Below are 17262 nucleotides of genomic sequence, written 5' to 3'. Positions count from 1 at the left end.
GAGCTTTCATTTAGAAATTCGTCAGACGGCTTTTAATTTCTCATACAAGAGGACTTCTTCTCCTTCAGGGTTTTTAATAAGCTTCATTTTTTCAAATCCAAGCTTTTCCAAAGTTGACTGTGAAGCAAAATTCTCTTTTGAAGTGATAGCCAGCACCTTTGGCAGTAGAAGCTTTTTAAAAGCTTTTTTTAACACAGCAGCGCTAGCCTCCTGAATGTATCCCAGACCCGTGTATTTTGGTAGTAGCGCAAAACCTAGATCAGGATAATCCAAATAATCTCTTTTCAGCAGCCCACAGACACCTATTGAATTGCTAGTATCCGAAATCAGGTAAAGTCCGAATCCATTTTTGGTATATCCTTTATTTAAGCTTTCTATGTATGTCTTAGCGTCATCCAGTGATTTGATGCCACGATCACCAATATACTTGATCCAGCCGGGAGAATTCATTAACTCAAAGAAGAATGAAGCATCTCCCAAAGTGGCTTCTCTGATGTAAAGTCGCTCAGTTTTAATCTGCATTAGTGAAAAATGAAAAAGACCCGATTGCTCGGGCCTTTAAATTACTTTTTCTTTTTGGCTGCCGGTTTCTTTGCAGCAGCCTTCTTACCGCCCCGGCCTTTCTTTTCAGGTGCTTTATCTGCAAGCTCTTTACACTGCTCGAAGGTTAGCTCTTCAGGCACTACATCCTTAGGAATTTTCACATTCTTCTTACCAAATTTGATGTAAGGACCCCAACGTCCGTTTAGCACCGCTACATTCTCATCTTCATCAAAAGTCTTGATGTATTTATTAGCGTCCGATTCTCTTTTATCCAGAATCAATTGAACTGCCTCTTCCTCCGTTATTGTCAGGGGATCCTGCTCTTTCTTGATTGAAACAAATTTCCCGTCATGACGAATGTAGGGGCCAAACCGTCCCACAGCTGCAACCATTGGCTTGTCTTCAAAAGTCCCAACTTCTCTTGGTAGCTTAAAAAGCTCAAGCGCTTCTTCCAAATTGATGGTGTCCATAAACTGGCCATGCTTCAGGCTGGCATATTGTGGTTTTTCTTCACCTTCTACAAGCTCTCCCTTCTGAACGTACGCCCCATATTTTCCATGCCGTGCATAGATTTTTTCTCCCGACTTTGGATCCTCACCAATCTCCCTCACCTGATTAACAGAGGCCCTATCAAGATCAGCCGATTTTTCTACCGTAGAGTGGAATCCACCGTAGAACTTGTCGATCATTTGATTCCAAACGGTCTTCCCTTGAGCGATATCATCAAACTGTTGCTCCACATCTGCGGTAAAGCTGTAGTCGATCACATTTGGAAAATTATCTACAAGGAAGTCATTCACCACCATCGCGGTGTTAGTGGGGAAGAGTTTATTTTTTTCTGCGCCTGTTATTTCCGTAACCTCGGCACGCTTAATCTCACCATCTTTCAGTCTACACTCAATTGAGGTTCTTTCATGTCCCTCTCGTGAATCTTTCTCTACATAGTTTCGTTTCTGCACTGTCGAAATGGTAGGAGCGTAAGTGGACGGACGTCCAATGCCCATCTCTTCCAGTTTCTTCACAAGGCTGGCTTCTGTGTATCTCGGCGGATGCCTTGTAAACCCTTGCTTGCCTAAGATTTCTTTTAAATCAAGCACCTGCCCGACACTCAGTGGCGGAAGCATGTTAGTGTTTTCTTCCTCGCCATTTTCATCATCAGTGGATTCGATGTACACCTTCAGGAAGCCATCAAACTTTACTACCTCACCTTTAGCTACTAACTTCTCATCAGTTTTGGAAATTCCTATCGTTGCGGTTGTCTTTTCGAGCTGAGCTTCCGACATCTGCGAAGCAATCGCTCGCTTCCAGATCAAATCATAAAGTCTTTTTTCAGCGTCATCTTTTCCTGCACTCTGCGCTCCGAAATTGGTAGGTCTTATTGCTTCGTGAGCTTCCTGAGCACCGGCGTTTTTAGTTTTAAAAACTCTCCGTTTCGCATACTTGTCTCCGTAGTTTGACTTGATTGCCGAGGCAGCTCCAGTGAGTGCTTCTTCTGAGAGGTTTAATGAGTCAGTTCTCATGTATGAGATTTTACCTGCCTCATAAAGTTTCTGTGCCACCGACATAGTTCGTGCCACGGAAAAACCAAGTTTTCTACTCGCTTCTTGCTGTAATGTGGAAGTCGTAAACGGAGGTGCCGGCGATTTTTTAGCAGGCTTTGTCTCCAGATTCTCAATCACAAATTCGGCCCCTATGCATTTTTGAAGGAAGCTCATTGCGTCATCTTCGGACTTGAATTTTTTTGGTAATTCTGATTTGAGAGTTTTACCACCTTCCAGATTAAACTCAGCAGTAATTCGGAAAGAGGACTCAGGTGTAAAACTGGCGATCTCTCTCTCTCTCTCCACCACTAAGCGTACAGCTACTGACTGTACTCTTCCTGCTGAAAGTCCTCCTTTGATTTTTTTCCACAGGATAGGAGACAACTCAAATCCCACTAATCTGTCAAGGATTCTTCTGGCCTGTTGGGCATTCACCAGGTCTATGTCTATACCTCTTGGATTTTGGATTGCATTTTGAATCGCGTTTTTTGTAATCTCTCTAAATACGATTCTTCTGGTTTTGGCATTGTCCAGGTCCAATGCTTCCGACAGATGCCATGAGATAGCTTCTCCTTCACGGTCATCATCAGATGCGAGGTAGATTGTCTCAGCTGCCTTCGCTAATTTCTTGAGCTCCTTTACTACCTCTTTCTTGTCTTTTGATATCTCATAAGTAGGCTTAAAACCATTTTTTATATCGATAGCGGTATCATCCTTTGGTAAATCCCGGACATGACCGTACGATGATTTTACTTCAAAATCTTTCCCCAAATACCCTTCAATTGTTTTTGCCTTGGCAGGCGACTCAACTATTACAAGATTTTTTCCCATGAATGAATTTTTTCTATCAAAAATGAATCGAGCTTGACTCAATTAGCGCGTAAACATAACACGACTATTTAAATCCTGTTCAAAACAAAATTGAAAAAACTAAAATTCATCCATTTGTCAAGAGCCATTTGATTGGATTATATTTAAGCCTAACCAACTAAAACCGATGAGCAAAAAACTTCATCTGATCCGACATTCGTATGCCGAAAATCCCAATGAAAAAAAAGATATTAATCGGAGACTGACACATGAGGGACAAAGCACCGTTCGGGCTTTAGGACGACATCTGATCAATCAAAACTTCAATCCTGATATCATACTTTGTAGCACAGCTGAAAGAACCAGGGAAACGGCTTTGAATTTGGTGGAGGAGTTGGAGATGAGTGAACAGGTAATCGATTATCAGGATGTTATTTATAATGCCTCCGTACGGGAACTGCTTAGTGTTTTGAACGGACTGCCCGAAGATCATAACGAGGTGACTATCATTGGTCATAACCCGACTATTACTTTTTTTGGAGAGTACCTTTCTGGTTCAATCATTGGAAATATGGATCCGGCAGGAATTGTGACAATAAGAATTGAAAAGCTAAAGTGGTCTGAAATTTCACAAGGCACGGGTATTTTTGAAGCCTATTACCATCCCAATCACTAATGTACAACCCTAGCGATGTTGGAAAAAAGGGCAGCATTTTCGGTTTGCCTTACAGTCTTGAAGAATCAGATTTAATACTTATTCCTGTTCATCTGGATGTAACTGTATCCTATGGACAAGGGACTTCCAAAGGCCCAGAATTGATTCTGGATGAGTCTTCACAACTCGATTTTTCTCTTTTAAGTGTCAAAAATCCCTGGGAATTGAAGATGGCTATGTTTGATCGCACAATTGTAGCTAGTCAAAATGAGATTCACCGTGGAAGAGCTGTTAACGTCATAAAAGCATTAGAGGCAGGCAAAGAGCCGGAGGCGGACCAGTTGGGATTTGTAAATGAGTATTGTGAAAATACGCATGCTAAAATTGAAGAAACAGCAGACTCATTTATAAATCTAGGCAAGCTAGTTGGTGTTGTTGGAGGTGATCATAGTTCACCATTAGGATTGATCAGGACACTTGCGAAAAGGGGTGATTTCGGGATTTTGCAGGTTGATGCTCACATGGACTTGCGACAAGCGTATGAGCGATTTGAATACAGCCATGCCAGCATTATGTATAATGCCCTGAAGGAAGAAGGGGTCACCTCTGTTACTCAAGTCGGCATTCGTGATTTTTGTGAAGAAGAGGAAAGCTATATTAAAGTCTCTTCAAAGCCTGTTCATGTTTTCTATGACGAGCAAATCTTCCGGAATCAAATTAATGGTATTTCATGGAGTCAGCAGGTGGATGAAATAGTAGAGACATTGCCACAGAATGTATACATCAGCTTTGATATGGATGGGCTGGATCCATCACTTTGTCCAAACACGGGCACCCCAGTTGCGGGAGGACTGAAATTTAATGAGGCGGTGTATTTGATGGAGAAGGTAGTTAGATCAGGACGCAAGATTATAGGATTTGACGTTTGCGAAACAGGAAACAATTCCTGGGATGCAAATGTGGCAGCACGTATCCTTTTCAGAATTGCTACTTTGACGGGTGTCTCTCACAAATTGTTGGAATTTAAATAAGAATAAATCAGGTGGTTTATCATTAAATTAGCCTAACTCAATAAAGATAAAATGAAGTTTAAGTCGATAATTTTAATAGCACTGACGTTTATATCAACAGTATGTTTGGCACAAAAACTAAAATATAAGGATATCTACCCATACCTGGAAGCAAAAAATTATAAGCAAGGAATCCCAAAGCTTAAAGCATACCTGACAGATATTGAAAACCAAAGTGAGGCCAATCCGAATTATCAGATGGGCATTTGGCTGCACGAAAGGTTTAATAATTTGGATGGGTCAAATTCGGCGATGCTAGTGCAGGTAGGAGATTCAGCCATTGTTTTTCTAACAAAAGCGAAGAGCTTAATTGACGATAAAGAGGTAAAGAAGCAAAAGGATTACTATCAAGAATTTGTGAGAAGGGATTTAAGAAGTGGAAAGTTTGCCATTAAAGTGTCTGACGTTCATTTGGATATTGAAAAAAGGATTGCGGCCATCAGGCAAAGAAAGGAGTAGCAATTTTTCGGAAACTATTGCATGCTTGCAAGCTCCGATAACAGGTCTTTGAACTTTTCTGTATTGTATTTCGCCATTCCATGATTCTCTACTTTTATTGTTCCTATTTTATCCAGAACATAGGTGGTAGGAATTGAGTGAGTATCATAGCTATCAGGCAGTGAGGATCTAAGGAAGTAAACGGGAAAATCGAATTTCTTATCTTTAATAAATTCACGAGCTTTATTTTCATCCTTATCGAGTGAAATCATTACAAATCTGACTTGATCATTCTCAGATTTATATAATTCATGAATATCTGGCATTTCTGCAATACAAGGAGGGCACCAGGTAGCCCAAAAATTTATAAATACTATCTCGTTCTTAAAGGAATCAAAAGAAATCCTATCCCCTTCAAGATCCTCGAGCCAAAAATCATAAGAAGCTGTTTTTTCTTCTTCAATAATGCTGGGCTGAATAATTCCGGTAGCTAAAACAGCCTGCTGTACCCTTCCTATAAGCTCTGTGTGCCATCCTGTAAAATAGATCACACCAATTATTGAAATAAGTATCACCCATTCTATCAGCTCTTTCTTTATTTTTTTCTTCATCGCCATTGTTTCCGGTGCTATTACAATCAAACGCGAAAAATGATTCCCCTAAGACAATCTAAATATTCTTATAAATCCACTTAGTATTTTTATAAATTAGCAGTTGCAAAAAAAATCTCACCAAACCCATGAAAATTAAGCCAACAGCTATCTTCCTGCTTAGTCTATTAATATTATTCACAGCGGAAGCTCAAAAGGTCAAGTACAAAGATCTCTATCCAATCCTGGCTGCTAAGAACTACACTGATGGCGGACCTCAACTCATCCAATACCTTTCTGATGAAAAGAATCAGGATGAAGCAAATCCTAACTTGCAGATGGGCTTGTGGTTAGAAGATCGATTTTTGAAATATGATGTTGTTGATGATTCATCACGTGTTTATGAAGTGGGCGATTCTGCCATTTTTTATCTCGAGAAAGCAAAATCATTGATCGATGAAAAGGAGCTCAAAAAGAGGGATGAATACTATCAAGCCTTTTTCAGAAGGGATTTACGTACAGGTGAATTTGGTATTAAAGTATCAGATGTACACTTGGATATTGAGAAAAAGATGGAGGCTATTGAGAAACGCATTGCCAATGTGAAAGAAATGCACAGAAGCGTAATGAAGGTAGAAAACAATCAGAAAGTGGCGATGGAAGCATACCGATCCCTCACCTCGCAGTTTAATCTTTATAATAGTATGTTGATCGGGGCTGATGAGGATACGAAAGCGAAGCTTGCAATTATTGAAGAGAATGGGCGGGTTGGTGTAGACAATGCGAGAAATGTTCAGGAGTTGGCCGAGAAGCTTGGGTCTGATAAATATCAGGAATTGACCTTGAAAACCATAGAGCAATTTGGAGTAGATGGGATGAATGCATCGAATATGCGCTCTGGCACAATTGAGATATGGAATTTTGAGGAATGGGCAAGAGAGGCACAATCCGAAATATTGGGAGGCGTGGCACTCTTCAAGACAATGGTAAAGAACTATGCAGATGAAATAAGAGATAAAAAAGCCAAAGTAAAAAATAGCCAGGATGCCGATATTGGATTTTTTCCTGAAAATCTGGCTGCTCAGTTTGAAAAATATGATCCAAAATCTACAGTAGAAAAGTTACTAAAGACGGAAATGTATGAGGCGCGGATCATCAAGCAAATAGATCTACAGTTAAATCCAGCGTTAATGGATTCTTTGTTGATTGGATCACAGCTAGCCATTTTTGAAAGTGCACTTGCTGATGCCAAGGAAATGAACATGCTGATTGAATCTATTTCTTCTGATGATTTAGAACTTGCCAAGAAGAAATACAAAGACTATATCGAAAGCTTTTTCCAGAAGTATGTCACTGCATCCAAGTATGTGACAGACATGCAGGCCTGGTCTAGAAGACAGGTAAGCTGGCTGGGTGATGCTGTAGAATTTTGGAGTGAAAAGAACAGGTGGGGGGTGGACGCAGAAAATGCTGATATAAGATATCCTTTGTTTGTACAGGATGCCCCTGAAGGAGGGTTTATGACTATGGGTGTGCCTGTTAAAACTCCGGATGAAATAGTAGCTTATGGTGCTAACCTTGGTGACAAAAAAGGATATGTGGCATCATTCGGTCCAGATCGGATTTCAAAATGGAAACTAGCATTTGATTTACCAGGATCAGAGGCTGTGCAATATGAAAGCGATTCATTACCAACAATTGCGGGCTCTGAGAGCTTTTACATTTACAATACAGCAGCTCAAACCGACAATTTTGTAGTTGTGAGCTATACGCCAAGTGGCCAATTAAATTGGGGAACAGTCGTATCCGTTTCTAAAAAACCAGTTGATTTCAAATTTGATGATTTAACCCAGGAGTTGACTATTCTGCTTTATCCTGAGGAGCAACTTCCGCTTGATTCTGATGAGCTTGGGTATGTGGTGATCGACCGTACAGGAAATGCAAGGTAGGATTTTCAGCGTTTTCTTTTTCATTTTACTACTACTAGGGTGTTCAGAAGAGAGCCTACCACCTGGACTTTATCATTATCAGATTGAAAGACTATTGAGCGGTCAGTCGGGAACAAAGGATTGGCATCAATTGGTAAATTCACAAAATTGTGCTGACTCAGCTATACTACACATTGAGTTGATTCCCAATGCGTCCGCTGATTCAATTGATATTTCAAGCCTGGTCAGAGCAGACAATTGTGAGATCTTTGACACGACTTACATAGGAAGGGCAAATGCTTCTAGGTTCGCTGAAAGAAACCTGTTTTCAGATAGTTTAATTTTTGGTTCTGGTGACTTCTGGATCGTACATAACGTTACCTCTGAACAATTACAGATAGAGGTAGATGGTAGTTTTTTAAGCTACAACGCTTACAACTAGTCTAAGAAAAGGCGCATTTTGACTTATTTTCGACCATTCCATCAATAGAAGAGCTTCCTTAAACGAAAAAAGTATCAAATGATGATATTGTTTTGGTATTTTTCCATTAATACCTTAGTGTAATACCACAAACTATGAAAGCTTTCTATCGTCAATTTCTAATTTTAGCAATTGTTTGCTTTCCTATCACCCTGTTTTCCCAAAGTGGACCTGCTGGTGTAAGAGACAATTCATCAAACATTTTTTGGTTAAGAGGGGATGTTGGCTTATTCGAATCAGGAGGTTTGGTAAGTATTTGGGAAGACCAAGCTGCTACGAATGATGCAACGCCACCAGTGTCTCAAGAACCTGCATTTACAGACCCTGCCATTAATGGAATTGAAGGGGTGACCTTTTCATCGGGAAAGGAATTGAGTATTGGAAACTCCGGAAGTATAAATACTTCCACTTTTAGTAATCGAACCATCTTTTTAGTTTTTCAAACACCCAGCTCTTTTAGTGGCACGGAGGTGATTTATGAACAGGGAAATGCCACGGATGGTCTTATTATTCATTTGGATGCGTCAGGCCAATTAAATGCAGGTATTTACGATTCTGGTAATGAATATTTCATTACTTCTTCTGTTTTAACGGTAAGCACAAATTACATTTTAGCGTTCACTTTCGATGGTGGATCTACAAGCATTGAGGCATTTATTGACAATAGTTCTATCGGGACAAATACCTCTGCACTAAGCTCTGTTCCAGGAAATGCTGGAGATATTACATTTGGTGAAAGTGGTGATGGCAATCGGATAAGTGGCGGCTCTACTATTACAAGTGGCTCCTCAGGTTTTACCGGGTTAATCACGGAGGCAATTTATTATAATGTCACGCTTAATGATGGCGAGATTACAGTTATCAATAATTATTTGGGGGAAAAATATGGTATCACTCTCTCCGCCGATGATGAGTATGCTCAATCAGGTTACGAAATGGAACTCGTGGGTATTGGGCGGCAGACAGCTGGGAACATTTCAACTTCTGTAACAGGATCTGGAGGGGCACTGTATTTAGATGAAAGTGGATCTTCTTTGGATGCGGATGACGAATGGTTATTTGTTGGTCACAATGGAGTAGGTCATGGTACAACAAAAAATGATGTTGATGCGTCACTTATTGGCTTTAGTCGTTGGGATCGTATTTGGTACATGGAAAAAACCGGAGCAGTCGATGTTACGCTTTCTTTTGATACAGATGAAGCGGGTTTTGGAGATGCTGATGATATTGGAACAACAGCAGATTTTAAGGTGCTTTATACAACTGATCCGACCTCAATAGATTTTACGGAAGTATCAGGGGGGCCTACGGCTTCATTCACCGATGGAAATAAAAAGGTCACATTCACGATTCCGGATGCAGATTTAGCTGATGGTTACTACACCCTAGGGGTTACCGAGACTGTGAATTTTTATTCATACAAATCAGGAGATTGGGATGATCCACTTAACTGGACAACTGATCCTTCAGGCTCTTTGCGCATCAATTCAGATAATCGATATCCCAACCAGGCAACAGATAATGTTTTTATTCTTAATGGTGATGAAATTGATCTGGATGCTGATGCAGTAACCTCCAATGGTGGCTCTTATACTGTTGGTGATGTTACCATTAGACTGGGAGGGATTCTAGATTTAGAAGGAACGTCCGGACATACGTTTGAAAACCTTAGTGGTAAAGGGTTCATTCGTTTGCATAGCTTCAGTCTTCCCACAGTAAATACCACTAATTCATTTATTACTACATCAGGTGGTACTTATGAGTTTTATTATGATGGATCTACTGATTATAGTATTTCCACAGCAGAGACTTTCAATGACTTGACAGTTCATATGACCAATGATGCTGAAACATTAGATGGCACACTGACCTTATTGGATGATATTGTTCTCTTAGGAGACTTATTGGTCTCAGATGGAACATTTAGAATCAATGACAACACAGCAACAACTACCTTATCCTTATTGGTCAATGGAGATGTAACGGTTAATTCATCAGGTACCATTTCCACAGGAACCGGAGACGCGCAAACCTTATGGCCGGGAGGTAATGTAGTTGAGGTATATCAGTTTCATCAATTTGAAATCAAAGGTGATTTCACTAACGAAGGAACCGTTTCATTCACTAACCTTCCAGCAGCAAATTTGGATCAATACCCAATGGCTATCGATCCTGATGGATTTGCGGGAGGTGCAACTCAGTATGGAGTAGTAGAGGTATTATTCACTTCAGCATCTCAAGATCAGCTTGTTACCTGTAATGGTCCTACCACTTTTTATCGAATTGAAATAGATAAAGGATCGGATGACACTTATATATGTGAAATCATGGCTAATAGCTCGGCAAATTTTGAATTATTAGGTCGGGTAGCATTTGCCCAGCATGTAGGTTCAAATGATTCTGAATATGTAAATCCAAAAGCATTGGGCCTTGAAAAGGGTACTTTGAAACTGTCGGATAATATTGTGATACCTGAGGTTACCACAGGTGACTTGAATGGCAATGTGGCCAGGGTATGCTCCGGAACATGTAATACTGATTTCGCCATTTTCCCGGACGCAAGATTGTGGCTATCCGGTACTTCTTCATTAACATCTGAACAACAGAGAGGTATTCAGGTGATGGGTAAACTTCAAATCAGCGACAATGCTACCCTTTCCAAAGGAACAGGAACATGTCAGATTCTTTTTGATGATTCGGCAATTATGTTGGTAGAAGGGGGAACTACTTCGGTTAGTCAGATAAGAACCGTGGGAGGCCCAATTGATCCTAGAGGGGCTTATATCCAAACGGGGGGAACGGTAACAGTGAACCCATACAATAATTCAGCTCAATATCCAGTTGACGATATAGGGGATGGAGCAAATGGATCACACGCCTTGTTTAGTTTACCTTATCCGGAAATGAATTTCACAGTAATGGAGGAAGATCCTTCCAATCCCACCATTTTAAATATCATCATGGAAGATGATAATGATGATGATCAACCCAAGGAGACAGGAGGAGATGACGTATTAATTCAGATTGGAGTGGATGAGGGTAATTACAGTGTTTCCGGTGGAACAATAAATGTTGAAATAAGAAATTTTACAGGAACTTTTGATGAAGATGATGGGATCATAAACTCAACAGCACCATTCTGGGATTTAACACTGAATAAAGAAGATGGTAACACCCGCCAGTTTTACAATGGCGCTGTGGATGCGTCGGCGTTTACTCCAGCTGCCTCGCTGCAAGATTTAGTGGTACTGAATGATTTCAGAATGCTGGATAATGGTGGTACTGGCTTTAACCGGGTTCGTTTTGACGCTAACGGAGGGGACATGACAATTGGAAATGGATTTTATATTGAACCCAATACCTACATTGAAACCATCACAAATACAATCACCTTTAACGGGACATCTGCAGTCCAGCGGATTTCGGTAGAGGGAGAGCTAGTTTACGGGCCACTGTCAGACATGAATGGGATGTATCAGATGGTTTTAAGTGGAGGAGGAACCAAACGTATTGAAGGAACACTTGATCCTTTTGAAATTGGTGATAGTTTGGTTATCGGATCAGGGGTAACATTCGATGATAATGGATTCAATATAGCAGTAAATGGAGATATTTATAATGCTGGTACTCATACTGGTGTGGGGAAAATAGAATTAACCGGAGGTACAGCTACCCACATTGTAGATGGAGATGGAACTGGTACTTTCAGCAACCTTGAACTGGATGATGCAAATGGGGCCATTTTTCAGGAAGATATGTATATCTATGATACGCTTACAATGACAACAGGTATCCTGGATATTGATATCTATGGACTTATTCTAGCTACGGACTCATCAGGAATTTCCGGAACAGGTTATAGCACAACCAAATACATTAGAACTGCTGGAAATGCTTCAGATGAGGGTATTTCGATGTTCATTGCTAATGATCGTGATGATTACCTCTTTCCTATTGGTACGGATAAGGAGTCAGGTACTGATAAATATACCCCAGCTACTCTTTCTATTTTAGGAGCTAATGGAATTGATAGTGGCTATGTGAAGATTAGTGTTGCTGATCAGTTTCTTCCAACAATTGACCCTACAGAGACGGCCAAACTAAGCTATTTCTGGAGGGTAAACCATTCTGAATTTAATGCAGGAACACTACCGGACATCTCTTTTCAGTTTTTCTATGATGATGAGGATATTGTTGGTAATGAGAATCAATACAATGGAGGATATGTGTTGGATGAAGCACCATTTACTCGCGTGGAGGAGGATGCCAATGATGACGACAGAAATACAAACGAATTAATTTTTAATGGTACAAGTAATAATGGAGCTTTTCCGGGTAATCGATTCGAATTAATCAATGCTAACTTCAGTGCAGCGGGAAGTAATGCATGGAACGGGCTTCCTGAAGTATATTATAGTAGTGTTCCGGATGGATCATGGATTAATTGGAATCTGGCAAGCACATGGTCGACGGTAGGTCATACAAGTACTACGAATACAGGAACCTATCCTCAAGCCGGCGATATTGCCGTTATTGGTAGTGTATATGAGGGTGGAGGAACAGGAAGGCACCAAATATTTACAAATGCTGACATCAGTGTAGCTCAACTCATCTTTGATTCTCAGGCGGATGCATATCCTTTGGATGTCACTAGTCTTTCCAGGCTAAGGGTTGACCGAACATATACAGCTACATTGGACCAGGTTTCGGGAAAAGGTGAATTGGTTCCGCGAATTAGTAATACAGGCACTCAATCAGAAGGCTTGATTACAGGTGATTTGGGTGATTTTATTGAGCAGGATAGTAGCGGATTTTTTTACTGGATTGTAGGAGCAAATACGAATCGAATAGTTATCGATAGAAGCGAGTTCCCAGGTCTTCGTTTATTCGGAACAGGAGATGTTGAATTCAGCAATCCAATAACGGCAAAGCTATTTGTTGGTGATAATAACTCAAATCTATATGTAGCAAACAACATGACTATTAATGGTGTTGCTAAGTTTGGTCAAAATGGGTTAGGCACATTAAACTTTGAAGATGTTGGAACCAATGTTACTTTCAGTTCTGATTCACTCATTTTTAATCATGCATCAAGTGCAATAACTGTTGAAAATGCAGGCTTAGATGAGCACAATTTGGTTGTTAATGGAGACCTGGTGTTGCAGTTAATGAGTTCTATGAATCTGTATAATTCGGGAGCAACGAGTGTCAACCTGGAATTTGGAGGTGCCCAAAACAACAGCTTCACAAATGCAGCAGGTATTACACCAGAACTTTATCGTATTGTAGTCAATAAAGGAACCAGCGCCTCAGATACCATAGATATTCAGACGGATTTCAATTTAAATGGAACCGCTAGTGGTATCACAAAAGCAGTGGAGCTGCAGAATGGAACGTTACAGATAAACAATAGCGGACTTGATATTGAGCTGAATACAGGAGGAGGAGATTTTGATATTCCTTCAACTACAGGATTGGTTGTAACGGATGGAATTGTTCGGGTTAGTGCTACTGGCTCAGGTTCTGGAAATGGAATTCAGTTAGATGGTAAATTAACTATTAATGGCGGTAATGCAATTTTTGCTGATGGAGTCAGCGGAGACAATTACATTGAATATGGTTCCGGAGGTTCTTCTGAAATTGAATTATCTGCGGGTTCACTTATAGTTGGATCTCATCTACGGAGGTCTACCCTCTCATCGAATGGAACTATAACCTATACTCAGACAGGCGGGACAGCATTGTTTGGGGCAAATACAACAGCAACATTCGTAAATACCAGAGGGATATTCGAAATAGCGAATGGTACTTTCACTTTCAATAATGATGATAACGCCTCTATTTTGGCATTAGTGGATGCTCAGACTAATCCAACCATAGGAAGTTTTGTGGTGGGTACCTCAAGTACAACTCCGACGGTAAATATGGCTTCTGACGTCTATATCGATTTTGGATATGATGATGGAACCTATACCACCCCGGCTTCAACAACTTTTGAATTGAATTCCTATCAACCACTTTCGAATATTAGAGTTGATAGCAGCAATGCAAATAGCCCAACTGTACAGATGGTCATTAATGAACTAACATTAACCAATGACCTTGAGATCAATAATAATGGAACGTTTGATGCCAATGGCCTTCAACTAAATATTTCAGGCGATTTCATCAATGACGGAACCTACACGGCAAACAATAATCTCGTCGTATTCGAAGGCTCAAACCAGTCTATTAGCGGAACTACTGCAAGCACCTTTTATGACGTGACGATTAATTCATCCGGTACCGTCTCAATTGATAACTTAACCGTTCCTGGATCAGGAATTACATTGACTAATGATTTACTCATTAACACAGGAATTTTTGATGATCAGGGTATCCCTACTAATCTAGAAGGTGACGCAGATATCTTAACGACCTATTCAGGATTGGGTGGGCTTACAATGAATAACACTTCCATCCATCAGGAAATAACCTCAACAGACAGAGACGGTACAGTGAGTAAATTGGTTATTGATAATCCAAATGGTGTAACACTTGCCCAAACCGGAGGTGGTCAAGTGGTGACCCTCACCATTGACGATGAATTGGCTATTGATGATGGTGTATTTACTCTTTCAGATAATCGCCTGTTTATTGATGGGGATGCTACAATAACAACTTCAGGAGGTTTTGATGAAAATACGATGATCTCTGTTAATGGAGTTAAGAAAAGTGACGGAGTAGAAAAGGAAATAAATGGGAATACATCATTTACTATTCCAATGGGTGTGCCTGGTAAATATACTCCTATTGATGTGGTGGTTAATAGCAGTGAAACAGCTACTATTTTATTTAAAACAATAAATGCTCCGCACCCTTCTGCTACAGGCACAGATGTGTTAGATTATTATTGGGTTGTCACCACTTCCGATAGCGATATATCAGGATTTTCCGGAAGTTCAATCACTTTTCACTATATAGGAAGTGATATAAATGGAAACATCAATAATTATGCAAACGCCAGGTTAGAAACACCTACATGGACTAAAATCCAACCTCCGATCTCTGGTAATGGAATTAATTCTGCAAATAATACCATAACCTGGGATGATACCGATCTGGGCAACAACAATTTTACAGGAGAATTTACGATTGGAGACCCGGATGAAATACCTGATGACCTCCTACTTTACCGAACAGTCTCTAGTGCTAATGGAAATTGGTCAAATACGGCCCTTTGGGAAGTTTCAACTAATGGTGGGGTAAGCTATTCACCTGCTGGTGAGGTTCCCCGTGCTGGAGCTGTTGTAGACATTCTTAGTGATGCGTCAATTACCATGTCATCTGCAACTGATAACAATCAAAATATATTCAGCGTAGATATAGAGGGATTCTTAAATGTTGGAGATTCTGATGGTCATAATTTTGGCGAAATAAGTGGATCAGGTACCTTAAAGTTGGAGACTGGAACGCTTCCAGGTGGGAATTTAGATGCCTTCTTTAATACAACAGGAGGAATAATAGATTTTGGTGGAAGTAATGATTATACCTTCTCAGCAGATTTTACTGACATTAGAGGTTTAGTTATTAGTGATGGTGGCATTAAGAAGATTCCGGCAATTATTCACACTGTTGGAAACTATGGGATTTTTATAGAAGATGGCGCTACACTTTCCAACACTGGAAGAATTGGTTTTTCCAGCGATGGTCCGATTACTATCACTAATGGTACATTAAATGCCGGAGATGCTACAACTGTGGTTTTAGCGAATGATTTTTCATTGATTTCTGGTGCTTATAATGGAAATGGAGCCGACCTCACAGTATCCGGAGATCTTAGTATAACTGGCGGATCCTTTAATGCAGGGATAGGAGACATAACATTAAATGGAGATTTAGACTTTACTTCGGGAGCATACAACAACGGTAGCGGAAATGTAATTTTTTCCGGAACGAGTAACCAGATCGTCAATGGCAATTTCAAATCAAATAAGATGTTTAATGTTGAAATCAACAAAACTTCAGGGCAGGTCTATATTGGAAACGTGGATACCATTGCGGTTGCAAATACGCTTACACTTACAGAAGGAAGGTTCAATACAACAGATTCAACAAATGCAGCTCTTCTATTGTGCGATGTGGGCACAGGGTCTGGAAACTATACCAGAACGAATGGCTTTGTGAACGGACCATTGTTAGTTGAACTTGGAAACGGTAAATCATTCACTTTTCCGGTTGGGAAAATTACCAATTATAAGCCTTTTAGAGTAAATACAACTAGTGGTCAGGGAGGTGTTCAGGTTTGGGAGGTTGAGTTCTATGAACTATCCCCGGTTACTAACGAGGCGGCAGTGGATAATTTTACAGTAGAAGCGAGTAGTAACGTTCAACATATTGTAGCGGACGAGTATTGGCGGGTGAATACAGCGAGTCCGGCCAACGGTGCAACATTCAGATTGGATGGAAGTATTAATACCATGACTCAAGATGAAATTGATGATCAGGAATTAAGAGTATTAGTATGGGATGATGCCGGAACCGAATGGGATGATCTAGGTGGAGTCGCCTCGGGAACTCCTTCCAATGCATCAATTGTATCAACACTTGGGACATCTTTTAGTGAGAATTACTTTACATATGGTTCTGAATCATTAACCTCGCAATTACCTGTAGAATTAATTTCCTTTACCGGAGTGGCACGGGATAATAGGGTAATATTGAATTGGGTTACAGCATCCGAGATTAACAATGATTTCTTTGAAGTGCAGCGTTCTCCGGATGGGGTTTCCTTTGAGCCTATTGGGGTGGTATCTGGAAATGGGAATAGTAATGAAGAAATTGAGTACTCCTTTATTGATAAGAAGCCGTTTTTAGGACTTGGCTATTATCGATTACGTCAGGTTGATTTTGATGGAGCGGAGGAGCTTCTTCCTGTTATTCTGGTTGAAAATAATTTCAAACAAAAAGGGATTAAGATATCGACCTATCCAAATCCTGCCTTTTCTGACAATATTAGTTTGAGGATATTATCAGGCGATAATCATTCTCCAATTTCAGTCAAGCTTATTGATTTGGCCGGCAGGCCGTATTTCCAAAAAAGATATGATGGTACGTTTGTTATCGATGAGAAAATTGAAGGCTTGTCAGCCATGAGATCAGGTATTTACTTTTTGTTAGTAGAGCAGGGACAAAATGTGCAAAAGCATAAGGTCTATATTAAATAA

General features: G+C 40.2%; 9 protein-coding genes. 6 read left to right on the top strand and 3 right to left on the bottom strand.

Annotated elements, in window-relative coordinates; all coding sequences use genetic code 11:
* Positions 1-21: 21 nt before the first annotated feature.
* Together RIC88_RS04895 and topA are read right to left on the bottom strand one after the other, a co-directional pair.
* On the bottom strand, positions 22-522 hold the full coding sequence (locus RIC88_RS04895; RefSeq protein WP_350216373.1) for a GNAT family N-acetyltransferase: 501 nt from the start codon (positions 520-522) through the stop codon (positions 22-24).
* A 41-nt stretch (positions 523-563) separates the two neighbouring features.
* Positions 564-2915, bottom strand: a complete 2352-nt coding sequence (gene topA / locus RIC88_RS04890) for a type I DNA topoisomerase (RefSeq protein ID WP_350216372.1) — start codon at positions 2913-2915, stop codon at positions 564-566.
* 166 nt (positions 2916-3081) lie between these two features.
* Between topA and RIC88_RS04885 the strand changes: the two genes are divergently transcribed.
* From RIC88_RS04885 to RIC88_RS04875, 3 genes are read left to right on the top strand one after another with little or no spacing between them, the layout of a single operon-like run.
* Positions 3082-3570 (top strand): SixA phosphatase family protein, encoded by a 489-nt coding sequence (locus RIC88_RS04885; RefSeq protein WP_350216371.1) that lies wholly within the window; start codon positions 3082-3084, stop codon positions 3568-3570.
* Positions 3570-4580, top strand: a complete 1011-nt coding sequence (locus tag RIC88_RS04880; protein WP_350216370.1) for an agmatinase family protein — start codon at positions 3570-3572, stop codon at positions 4578-4580. The genes RIC88_RS04885 and RIC88_RS04880 overlap by 1 nt, the downstream gene beginning before the upstream one ends.
* A gap of 51 nt (positions 4581-4631) precedes the next feature.
* A complete protein-coding gene (locus tag RIC88_RS04875) occupies positions 4632-5078 on the top strand; it encodes a hypothetical protein (RefSeq protein ID WP_350216369.1) in 447 nt (148 codons plus the stop codon).
* A gap of 14 nt (positions 5079-5092) precedes the next feature.
* On the opposite strand, the gene RIC88_RS04870 is transcribed toward RIC88_RS04875, so the two are convergent.
* Positions 5093-5668 carry a TlpA family protein disulfide reductase gene (locus RIC88_RS04870; RefSeq protein ID WP_350216368.1) on the bottom strand — a complete coding sequence of 192 codons (576 nt, stop codon included), beginning with the start codon at positions 5666-5668 and terminating at the stop codon, positions 5093-5095.
* Between the two features lie 128 nt (positions 5669-5796).
* Here RIC88_RS04870 and RIC88_RS04865 point away from each other — a divergent pair, with 128 nt between their 5' ends.
* The 3 genes from RIC88_RS04865 to RIC88_RS04855 all read left to right on the top strand — a co-directional run bounded on the left by RIC88_RS04865 (position 5797) and on the right by RIC88_RS04855 (position 17262).
* The gene (locus RIC88_RS04865) at positions 5797-7596 is read left to right on the top strand and encodes a hypothetical protein (RefSeq protein ID WP_350216367.1); all 1800 of its coding nucleotides are present in this window, start codon (positions 5797-5799) and stop codon (positions 7594-7596) included.
* Positions 7586-8017, top strand: coding sequence for a hypothetical protein (locus tag RIC88_RS04860; protein ID WP_350216366.1), 432 nt, complete (start codon positions 7586-7588; stop codon positions 8015-8017). The genes RIC88_RS04865 and RIC88_RS04860 overlap by 11 nt, the downstream gene beginning before the upstream one ends.
* Before the next feature lie 134 nt (positions 8018-8151).
* Positions 8152-17262, top strand: a complete 9111-nt coding sequence (locus RIC88_RS04855; protein WP_350216364.1) for a T9SS type A sorting domain-containing protein — start codon at positions 8152-8154, stop codon at positions 17260-17262.

The organism is Ekhidna sp., assembly GCF_040220215.1.
Lineage (GTDB): Bacteria > Bacteroidota > Bacteroidia > Cytophagales > Cyclobacteriaceae > Ekhidna.
This window is presented reverse-complemented; position numbering and strand designations above follow the sequence as displayed.

Excerpts from the sequence above, each read along its gene's own strand:
- RIC88_RS04895 (WP_350216373.1), bottom strand. The coding sequence starts at position 522 with ATGCAGATTAAAACTGAGCGACTTTACATCAGAGAAGCCACTTTGGGA.
- topA (WP_350216372.1), bottom strand. The coding sequence starts at position 2,915 with ATGGGAAAAAATCTTGTAATAGTTGAGTCGCCTGCCAAGGCAAAAACA.
- RIC88_RS04885 (WP_350216371.1), top strand. The coding sequence starts at position 3,082 with ATGAGCAAAAAACTTCATCTGATCCGACATTCGTATGCCGAAAATCCC.
- RIC88_RS04880 (WP_350216370.1), top strand. The coding sequence starts at position 3,570 with ATGTACAACCCTAGCGATGTTGGAAAAAAGGGCAGCATTTTCGGTTTG.
- RIC88_RS04875 (WP_350216369.1), top strand. The coding sequence starts at position 4,632 with ATGAAGTTTAAGTCGATAATTTTAATAGCACTGACGTTTATATCAACA.
- RIC88_RS04870 (WP_350216368.1), bottom strand. The coding sequence starts at position 5,668 with ATGAAGAAAAAAATAAAGAAAGAGCTGATAGAATGGGTGATACTTATT.
- RIC88_RS04865 (WP_350216367.1), top strand. The coding sequence starts at position 5,797 with ATGAAAATTAAGCCAACAGCTATCTTCCTGCTTAGTCTATTAATATTA.
- RIC88_RS04860 (WP_350216366.1), top strand. The coding sequence starts at position 7,586 with ATGCAAGGTAGGATTTTCAGCGTTTTCTTTTTCATTTTACTACTACTA.
- RIC88_RS04855 (WP_350216364.1), top strand. The coding sequence starts at position 8,152 with ATGAAAGCTTTCTATCGTCAATTTCTAATTTTAGCAATTGTTTGCTTT.